This is a genomic window from Phyllobacterium sp. P5_D12, assembly GCF_054049495.1.
Map to the genome: position 1 here is coordinate 1 of NZ_JBFUMG010000166.1, position 8,862 is coordinate 8,862.

General features: G+C 54.1%; 9 protein-coding genes. 4 read left to right on the forward strand and 5 right to left on the reverse strand.

Features of this window, described 5'->3' with window-relative positions; translation table 11 throughout:
* The 3 genes from ACXJ5O_RS12840 to ACXJ5O_RS12850 all read right to left on the reverse strand — a co-directional run.
* On the reverse strand, positions 1-490 hold a 490-nt coding region (locus ACXJ5O_RS12840; protein ID WP_457300221.1), incomplete at its 3' end, for an AbiU2 domain-containing protein.
* Between the two features lie 161 nt (positions 491-651).
* The gene (locus tag ACXJ5O_RS12845) at positions 652-897 is read right to left on the reverse strand and encodes a hypothetical protein (RefSeq protein ID WP_457300222.1); all 246 of its coding nucleotides are present in this window, start codon (positions 895-897) and stop codon (positions 652-654) included.
* Positions 898-1,025: 128 nt separating this feature from the next.
* Positions 1,026-1,844, reverse strand: coding sequence for a hypothetical protein (locus tag ACXJ5O_RS12850; RefSeq protein WP_457300223.1), 819 nt, complete (start codon positions 1,842-1,844; stop codon positions 1,026-1,028).
* 89 nt (positions 1,845-1,933) lie between these two features.
* Here ACXJ5O_RS12850 and ACXJ5O_RS12855 point away from each other — a divergent pair, with 89 nt between their 5' ends.
* Positions 1,934-2,650, forward strand: a complete 717-nt coding sequence (locus tag ACXJ5O_RS12855; RefSeq protein ID WP_457300224.1) for a DUF6610 family protein — start codon at positions 1,934-1,936, stop codon at positions 2,648-2,650.
* Positions 2,647-3,276 carry a YkgJ family cysteine cluster protein gene (locus ACXJ5O_RS12860; RefSeq protein WP_457300225.1) on the forward strand — a complete coding sequence of 210 codons (630 nt, stop codon included), beginning with the start codon at positions 2,647-2,649 and terminating at the stop codon, positions 3,274-3,276. The genes ACXJ5O_RS12855 and ACXJ5O_RS12860 overlap by 4 nt, the downstream gene beginning before the upstream one ends.
* 567 nt (positions 3,277-3,843) lie before the next feature.
* On the opposite strand, the gene galU is transcribed toward ACXJ5O_RS12860, so the two are convergent.
* Complete coding sequence (gene galU / locus ACXJ5O_RS12865) at positions 3,844-4,743, reverse strand: UTP--glucose-1-phosphate uridylyltransferase GalU (protein WP_457300229.1); 900 nt, start codon at positions 4,741-4,743, stop codon at positions 3,844-3,846.
* Between the two features lie 217 nt (positions 4,744-4,960).
* On the opposite strand from galU, the gene ACXJ5O_RS12870 reads away from it, so the two are divergent.
* Positions 4,961-6,187: a lytic murein transglycosylase gene (locus tag ACXJ5O_RS12870; protein WP_457300226.1), complete on the forward strand. Its 1,227-nt coding sequence runs from the start codon at positions 4,961-4,963 to the stop codon at positions 6,185-6,187.
* A gap of 112 nt (positions 6,188-6,299) precedes the next feature.
* Positions 6,300-7,541 carry an SGNH/GDSL hydrolase family protein gene (locus ACXJ5O_RS12875; RefSeq protein WP_457300227.1) on the forward strand — a complete coding sequence of 414 codons (1,242 nt, stop codon included), beginning with the start codon at positions 6,300-6,302 and terminating at the stop codon, positions 7,539-7,541.
* Between the two features lie 171 nt (positions 7,542-7,712).
* Here ACXJ5O_RS12875 and ACXJ5O_RS12880 read toward each other — a convergent pair.
* Positions 7,713-8,862, reverse strand: a 1,150-nt coding sequence (locus tag ACXJ5O_RS12880; protein ID WP_457300228.1) for a glutamate synthase subunit beta, incomplete at its 5' end; no start/stop codon positions are given.

Genomic DNA, 8,862 nt, shown 5'->3' on the forward strand with positions numbered 1-8,862 from the left:
GGGCCTGTTCCTCGTCGATCGTCATCTCCCGGTGAGCGAGAACCTTATTGCGAATGTCTTCGAGCTTATTTCTCCAAGTGGCGCGCTGCGCTTTGACGGCTTTCTTCATTTCACGAACGTCACCGGACGACAACTCATACTTATCCTTCGCATAGGCTTGCGCTTGTGCGAGCGTAAGTTCTGACGAGGCCGCCTTGCGCTTTGCCAGCGAGGCACGTGAGAAGTCGCCGAGACTCGCTCCGGCATGTTTCACAAGTTTGGCAATCGTGTACTGCGAGCCCTCATCGAATATTCGACCCAGAGCGATAACTGTTGCCACGAGCGAACCATAGCGTACTGTCAGCCAAAATCGCGGCGTTTTATTGAGAGCATCGAGGATTCCTGCTGAGCCAGCTGGAATCTGGTGCAGTGCCAAGTACGTGAAGAAATGCTGCTGCGCCGCTTCTTGCTCACGGCGGAACATCTCAAGCTGCTCTTCGAAACCCATCATCTACCTTTCAACGCTATACACAGGCTTTGAAACCACGTACGTGCAAAACAGACAAGCTTTGATTAGTGATGATTACATAGAGTTATCGCTTCTAGGAGGGCGATCGATGCGCTCAACGCGATGCAAGGTGCGGGCGTTGGTAACAATCTACACAACACTTGCTAAAGCGATCCGCCGCTGCCGGTTTGCCAGACATACTGCTCTCGGCTTATTTCCCGCAGGGTGCAGACGTTGTACTCGGGCGTGTCGAGCTTGTAGCCTTGGGCAGCGCATGTTTGCTGGATTTCTCCAGCAAGTCGGCCCAATTGGTGATAGGACATTTGCTCTAGCGGCGGGTTGGTTTGGCATCCTGTTGTTAGCGCGAGTGCGCTTAGGAAAAAGGCATGCTCCATGACGAAATCCTTCATGGCAGCAACTATCCTGCAAAGCCCTTGAGGATGGGATTAATGGGCCATCCTGGCAAGAGCTCGCGCTAATCGCTGGGATCCCGCGGCGCAATCACAAGAACAAAACAAAAAGGCCAAGGCCGCCGGGGCTAAAGGAATATGGTGCAGAAAAGGCCGATCGACGCTGTTACGACAATCACCGTTGCAATGTTCGTGCATCGGTCGAGTTTTCCTTTTATTTTATTGAGCGCCTCCAGCGACTTTGAATGATTGTCCGGCTCGTACGTCAAGATGGGTCCCCCTTTAATTGGCTCAAGGGTTACATGTCTCATACCACCTGTACTGCTAATTACGCCGGGTCCAGGCGACCCCCGACTGAACCTGATATAGCGTTCGAGACCTTTTCGCCAAGCGCGAAGTGTAAATAACAACCCCAATAAAATTGTAAAAAATGGCAATAACCAAAAGACTTGACGCATCCAGTTCATATCAACAATTCTGTCGTAAATTAAAATTGGCGATGGATAAGCCGTAGTGACCTCCCAAATAAGATTAACTACAGAAGCAATCCCAAATAATATGCACAATAGGAACATATAGTGCAAGCTATTGATCAATTTGTATTTTGGATGGTCGCCGATATATGGATTAAACCGCTTTCTATCTTCTGTCGAGAAGTAAACGGCTTCCACATTTGACATGAATGCAATCGCTCTCAAGGACCAGAAGTTGGCATCAATTACGGTCGCAGCACCCCAAAAAGCGGAGAATAATGCAATCATAGTAGCGATTGGTAAGCCAATTTTCCCGTCGTGGCCAGCCGTTAAAATCGCCGCGCCGCCAGCAATAACCGCTATCGTCTGCCACCCTGCTTTAAGATGTCGATCAAGGTCCAATGTAGCCATCTTATAGTATTCTTTAATGAAATCGTGCCGCTGCCCCCTTATTTCTTTATGCTCGTCGTTCACTAAAAGCCTCCATTAACTTTGGCTATGCCACTGTGGTCCTCAGTCAGCATTGACGTCAATACAGCAATCTTCGTGGGGAATCCGTTCAATTGTTTAACGAAATCGAAATATCTGACGCAGGCGCCCCAATCAGTGACTACGTAAAGTCAAATCCTGTACTAAAGTTCGTAGCCCATAGTTTTCATGTTGCTAACATTGCCATGAAATTTGGTTGGTTGCCGGGCGCAAGATACACAAATTTGCGTGACGTTCGTAAATTTGACAGGCTCGGTTTCCTTGATATCAACTGGAAAAATTACAAATTCATCAAACATTTGCACGCAGCCAAGGCGACACGCCCTCTGCTTACGGTGGCCCGAGATATTGAGAATATTGACCAACTCGGCCAAATCCTTGATGAGGCCTACGAACTTCTCGAACATGCCGACAAGGTCGTAATCGTACCAAAAGACCCGCGATTGCAAGACTGCATGGACGATCTTATTCCGCCTGAATTCATACTTGGATTCAGCGTTCCCACTAGGTACGGAGGAACCACAATCTCAACGAGTGCCTTCCGCCGCCCAGTACATCTCCTAGGCGGGCGTCCGGACGTTCAACGGAGGCTTGCCCGGGAGATGCCAGTTACGAGTTGGGACTGCAATCGTTTCACGTTGGATGCTGGATTCGGCGATTATTTCGACGGAGAACGATTTCGACCTCATCCCCTGGGTGGCTACGAAAGGTGCCTTGRAGAATCGATAGTCAATATCAATGGAATATGGACAGACTATCTATGTGACGCGCCGAAAGAGTATTTCCAGTGAGACACTTCGATACGGTTGATAAGATTGTGCAAGTTTATTTCGCAAGCGTGTGCAGTCGTCCATTCGTATACAAAGGTAAGGAGTACAAGCCTAAACATATTACGGTTTCTCCCTTGCTCGTTCGTGGCTACACCTGTCCAAGTGGTTGTGGAGCTTGTTGCGGTAGCTTCTCGCTTGATTATTTACCGTCGGAGGAGAAAGTAAAAAACGCCACGCCACGTACAATTTTGTTCGACGGCCGCAGCGTAGAAATATTTTCAGATTGCCAAGTGGATGTAGGTGATCGATGGTGTCGCAACCTTGAACGGAGTTCGGGGCGCTGTAGTGTATACAGCGAACGTCCTATGGCTTGTGATTTCGAACTTATCCGATTCCTGGTTTACGAGGATAAGGTTCTGCTCATTCAAAAACAGTACGGTCGTGCTTGGGCGATGGAAAGGCTTGATCACGATAGGGGCGCACTGTGCGAGATGCTCCCGCCTAGTCCATCAACGATTGCTGAGGTCATCCGGAAACTCAAGCGCTTGGAACAATGGGCGGATTATTTTCATCTACCGACGCGGATCGAGCCAGTCATCGCATGGATCAAAGGGGGTGCCCTCACTGCGCTTCATTTAGATGCGTGAGCTTATGCCTAAACACTAACTGGCCCGTCTTGTCACACAGCGGGCCAAGGAGAGCGTTTTAACGGTTCGGCAGTGCGAGGGCCTCCGACAGAGCACATGCTCGCAAGCGGCCAAATAAAAAATATCCACTAGGACAGGCAGCGGGACAAAAAATGCAAACAATTAATTTATATGCAATATCAATATGTTAGGAAGGTAGCAAACGCCCCATGAGGGAGGTTGAGGATTGCAACGATAGTCGCCAACGTTGCAATCCTTGCCTCCCTACAATCAACCCACCTCCCTCATGGTTTCATACTCCTCGCTCTCAGTCATCCTCGGRCTTGACCCGAGGACCCACGGCTAGGAGTATGAATATCTCTGCTATTTCGACGGGATCCAGAGGTTGWGACTGAAACAACAACCGCTGTTGGCAAGATGCGCTTTTGCTGGATGGTGTTGCGCCAATTGCAATCAAACCGCTCCTTTGCCGTGGGTCCTCGGGTCAAGCCCGAGGATGACGGAGAGGAGGGGCTCCACGATCAAGCAAAGCCCCCGCAACGGAGGAGATAGCGCTCCCGCCAATCCTCAACCCCTGGGCTGGATCGTCTTCAGCATATTGCCGATATTATCGATGACGCCATTGCGGATATCCTCCCGCCACAAGGCAAAGGCGACGTTCGCCTCGACAAAACCTTCCTTGGAGCCGGTATCATAGGTACGGCCCTTGAAATGATAGCCGAAGAAATCCTGCTCTTTGGTCAGCTTCAGCATGGCGTCGGTGAGCTGGATTTCATTGCCGGCGCCGCGTTCCTGATTTTCTAGGATGCCGAAAATCTCCGGCTGCAGGATATAGCGGCCATTGATATAGAGATTGGAGGGAGCTGTGCCTTTGGCGGGCTTTTCCACCATCTGCGTCAGTTCAAAACCGTTGCCGACAGGCTTGCCCTGACCAACGATGCCATATTTGTGCGTCTCTGCGGGATCGCATTCCTGAACAGCGACGATATTGCCGCCCGATTGATTATAGAGCTCCACCATGTCCGCGAGACAGCCATTCTTTTCCGGCTGCATGATCATGTCCGGCAAAAGCAGTGCGAAAGGTTCGTCACCGACAATGTCGCGTGCGCACCAGACCGCATGGCCGAGACCCATCGGCACCTGCTGGCGGGTAAAACTCGTCGTTCCGGGACCAGGCTGGATTCCCTGCAACTCATCGAGCAGAGCGGTCTTGCCACGTTCCGACAGGGTTTGATAGAGCTCGTACTGAACATCGAAATAATCTTCGATGACCGCCTTGTTGCGGCCGGTTACGAAAATGAAATGCTCGATACCGGCCTCGCGTGCCTCGTCCACCACATACTGAATGACCGGCTTGTCGACGACCGTCAGCATTTCTTTCGGAATGGATTTTGTAGCTGGAAGAACACGGGTGCCAAAGCCCGCAACTGGAAAGACGGCCTTACGTATCTTCTTGGCTTCGGACATCATTACCTCGTTACTGATTACGATTGATATTGCGGGAATTTCCTCGATAGACTTTTTTGTCCCAAAGACCCAAAATGCACAGGTCTGTAAAATAAATAATCGTTGCCGGTGTTAATGTAGGCAATGGCGGTGCGTTTGCCCATGCATGGTAAACCAATTCCTAACTTTGACGTGCGTAATTTATCCTTTGACCCAAATGACGGAAATGAGGAAAGACATGATCGGAGGTTTAGCAACGTTTTCGAAACACGCGCTGATCGTTGCCGCCGCAGCAGGCATCGCTTTGGCAGGTGCGATCAATAATTCGGCTGCCGATGCAAAGTTCCAGAGTTGGATCGCGGATTTCCGCGGCACTGCACTGAACAGCGGCGTTTCGGCGTCCACGTTTAACCGTGCCTTTGCCGGCGTCACCGAAATCGATCCGGAAGTCCTGCAGAAGGCCCAGTCCCAGCCGGAATTCACCGAGCCTGTCTGGGGCTATCTCGACAATCGCGTCAACGAACAATCCATCACCACCGGCCGCGAGATGTCGCGAAAGTATAGCCGCTGGCTTGGTGCTATCGAAAAGTCGTTTGGCGTCGATCGCAATATCCTTCTCGCCATCTGGTCGATGGAAACCAATTTCGGCGAGATCATGAAACGCGACGATGTGATGCGTGACGCCGTGCGGTCGCTGGCCACCCTCGCCTATGCCGATCCGCGCCGGGCAAAATATGCCCGCACGCAGTTGATCGCCGCGATGAAGATCCTGCAGAAGGGCGATATCGATCGCAGCCATCTGACCGGCTCCTGGGCGGGCGCCCTCGGGCACACCCAGTTCATTCCGACAAGCTACCTCGCCTACGCCGTCGATATGGATGGCAATGGCAAGCGCGACATCTGGAATTCTGTGCCTGACGCATTGGCCACCGCCGCCAATCTCTTGCACAAGAATGGCTGGCAGCCCGGTCAGACGTGGGGTTATGAAGTTGTTCTGCCGGCTGGCCGCAAATTCCCGGCCGGTTCACGCACAATTGCCGAATGGCAAGGCATTGGCGTCGTTCGCGCCAACGGCAAGGCTTTTCCGCGTGGCGGCGAAAAGGCAACGTTGAAGGTACCGGATGGGCGCGGAGGCCCCGCGTTCCTGATGACACGCAATTTCTACGTTCTGAAGAACTACAACAACGCGGATAAATATGCGCTCGGCGTCGGCCTTCTGGCCGATCAGATCGGTGGCTCTTCCGGGTTACGTAAAGACTGGAATCGTCCTTTCACGCCCATTACCATGAAAGAGCGCGAAGAATTGCAAAACCATCTGCGCGAACTCGGCTATTATGACGGARAGGTCGACGGCAAGATCGGTGATGGCTCGCGCAATGCGATCCAGGCGTTCCAGAAGCAGATGGGGCTGGATCCCGACGGTCACCCGAGCATGGAAGTACTGACGGTGATAAGGAAGAAGTAGAGCGAACGTCYTAGGCCGACCTGCAAAACGGCGGTGATGGTTCGACAGGCTCACCATGAGGAAGGTGGGTTGATTGCAGGGAGTGAAGAAATTGCAAGGTTGCCGATTATCGATGCAGTCCACCAATCGCGCTCATGGTGAGCTTGTCGAACCACGCAATGTTTTTTCACCCCTGCTGCTTTCATTGGTTCTCGCCCTTGCTGCCGCCCTCGTCTTCACCGAAACCGCCTCTGCCCGCACAATCCTCGACATGCTGTTCGGACAGCGCCAGATCTATCGCGAAAATACGGACCGGCTCATTGAAGATGGCAACGGCAGGAGGGTTCGCCCGCCCGCCCGGAACCGCCCTATCAAGCGCGCACGCCCGCGTTCCGCGGCCCCGCAAGCCTCTGCCCGGCCGAGCACCACAGTGAAAGATGCCGCTATCCCGGAGAAATTGCCGGACGCCAAGCCAGTCCTCATTGTCGGCGACTTCATGGCAAAGGGCCTTGCGGAGGGTCTCGATGAAGCATTCATCGATTCGCCCGGCGTTCGCGTCGTCGATAAAAGCGATGGTTCCTCTGGCTTCGTCCGCGATGATCATCGCGATTGGCCGGCGACGATCGGCGCAATGATCGAAGCGGAGAAGCCCTCGGTCGTTATCATGATGGCGGGTGCAAATGATCGCCAGCAATTTGCCGATGGCCAGACGTTGTTGAGCGACGAGTGGGACAAGGAATATCAGGCGAGGATCAACGCCTTTCTCGAAGCCGTCAAGAAGACCGGCCGTCCGGTCGTGTGGGTCGGCCAGCCGTCCTACAAGACCAAGAGCATGACCAATGATGTGCTGGCCTTCAACGAAATCTATCGCAATGCGGCCGAGAAAGCCGGCGGCACATTTGTCGATGTCTGGGATGGGTTCGTTGACCAGAGCGGCAGTTTCACCCTGTCGGGTTTTGACATGTCCGGCCAGACGGCACGGCTGCGCAACAATGACGGTATCGGCCTGACCCCCGCCGGCAAACGCAAGCTCGCATTCTATGTGGAGAAGCCCCTGCGGCAGATGCTGGGCAATGCAACCTCACCCAACATTGCTGCAATCAAACCGGRTGCACCGGTGCAGGCGCTTCCAGGGACGCCGCAGGCTCCCGTAAAGGTCGACCGGCTTGCCCCGATCAGCCTCAACGATCCCGAACTCGATGGCGGCACCGAACTTCTCGGCGCCGCGCCGCGCGGTGCGCCAGTGCCGGAAAAATCCGCGCGCGACCGGCTGGTCATCGACGGAGTAGCACCGGAGAGTCAGCCGGGTCGGGTCAATGATTTTTCCTGGCCGAAGCAACCGGATGCAACTTCAACCACCGGCGCCGTGCGTTGACCTAGAGCCTCGTGCGACTGGTTCGACAGTGCCTGTCGTTTCCTGCAAAGTTCTTGCGTGGAATGGTGCGGTTCTTACGCATGAATCGTCGAAACTGATGCAAGAATCATCGAATCTGGCGTAAGAATTTCAACCGGAACGGGAATTCTAGTTGTTCCGGGTTGAAAACTCTTATCGCGGCAGCACCGAAGCGCCCATCAGCGCCGCATCAATGGATTGAGCTGCCTGACGGCCCTCGCGGATCGCCCAGACCACCAGTGATTGCCCGCGACGGACATCGCCAGCTGTGTAAAGCTTGTCAACGCTGGTGCGATAATTCTTGTCATCCGCTGCAACCGAACGGTTACCACGGCGATCGGCTCGCATGTCGAGCGAACCTGCCAGTTCCTTGACGATTCCATCCTCGAACGGGCCGGAAAAACCAATGGCGATGAACGCGAGATCGGCCTTGATGAAAAAGTCTGTGCCGGCGATCGGCTTGCGCGCTTCGTCGACTTCGCAGCACTTAACGTGGGTCAACGTGCCGTTTTCACCAATGAATTCAAGCGTTGCCACCTGGAATTCGCGGTCGGCGCCTTCGGCTTGAGAGGACGATGTACGCATCTTTGTCGCCCAATAGGGCCATACGCTCAGCTTGTCTTCCTTCTCCGGAGGCTGTGGACGAATGTCGAGCTGCGTGACCTTCACCGCACCCTGACGGAACGCCGTGCCGACGCAGTCGGATGCCGTATCGCCACCGCCGACAACCACCACGTGCTTTCCCGAGGCAACGATCGAGTCGCTCGGCCAGGCAACGGATTCGATATTTTCGCGGCCAATGCGGCGGTTCTGCTGGACGAGATAGTGCATGGCGTCATGAACGCCTTCGAACTCGCCGCCGGGGATACCCGCCGGACGCGGTGTTTCCGCTCCACCGCAATAGAGCACCGCGTCATAGGTGTCTATAAGCTCTTGAATTGGCTTGTCTATCCCGACACTGACCCCGCAGAAGAACGTAACGCCTTCGCCCTCCATCTGGGTGACACGGCGATCGATGAAGTGCTTCTCCATCTTGAAATCAGGGATCCCGTAGCGAAGCAAACCGCCTGGCCGGCTCTCGCGTTCATAGACATGAACCTCATGTCCGGCCCGCCCAAGCTGCTGCGCGGCGGCCAACCCTGCCGGCCCCGAACCGATGACCGCGACGGTCCTCCCGGTCTTCGAAACAGCCGGCTGCGGAATGATGAAGCCCTTTTCATAGGCCTTGTCGGCGATCGCCTGTTCTATCGTCTTGATCGAGACCGGCACATCTTCGAGGTTGAGCGTACAGGCCTCTTCACAT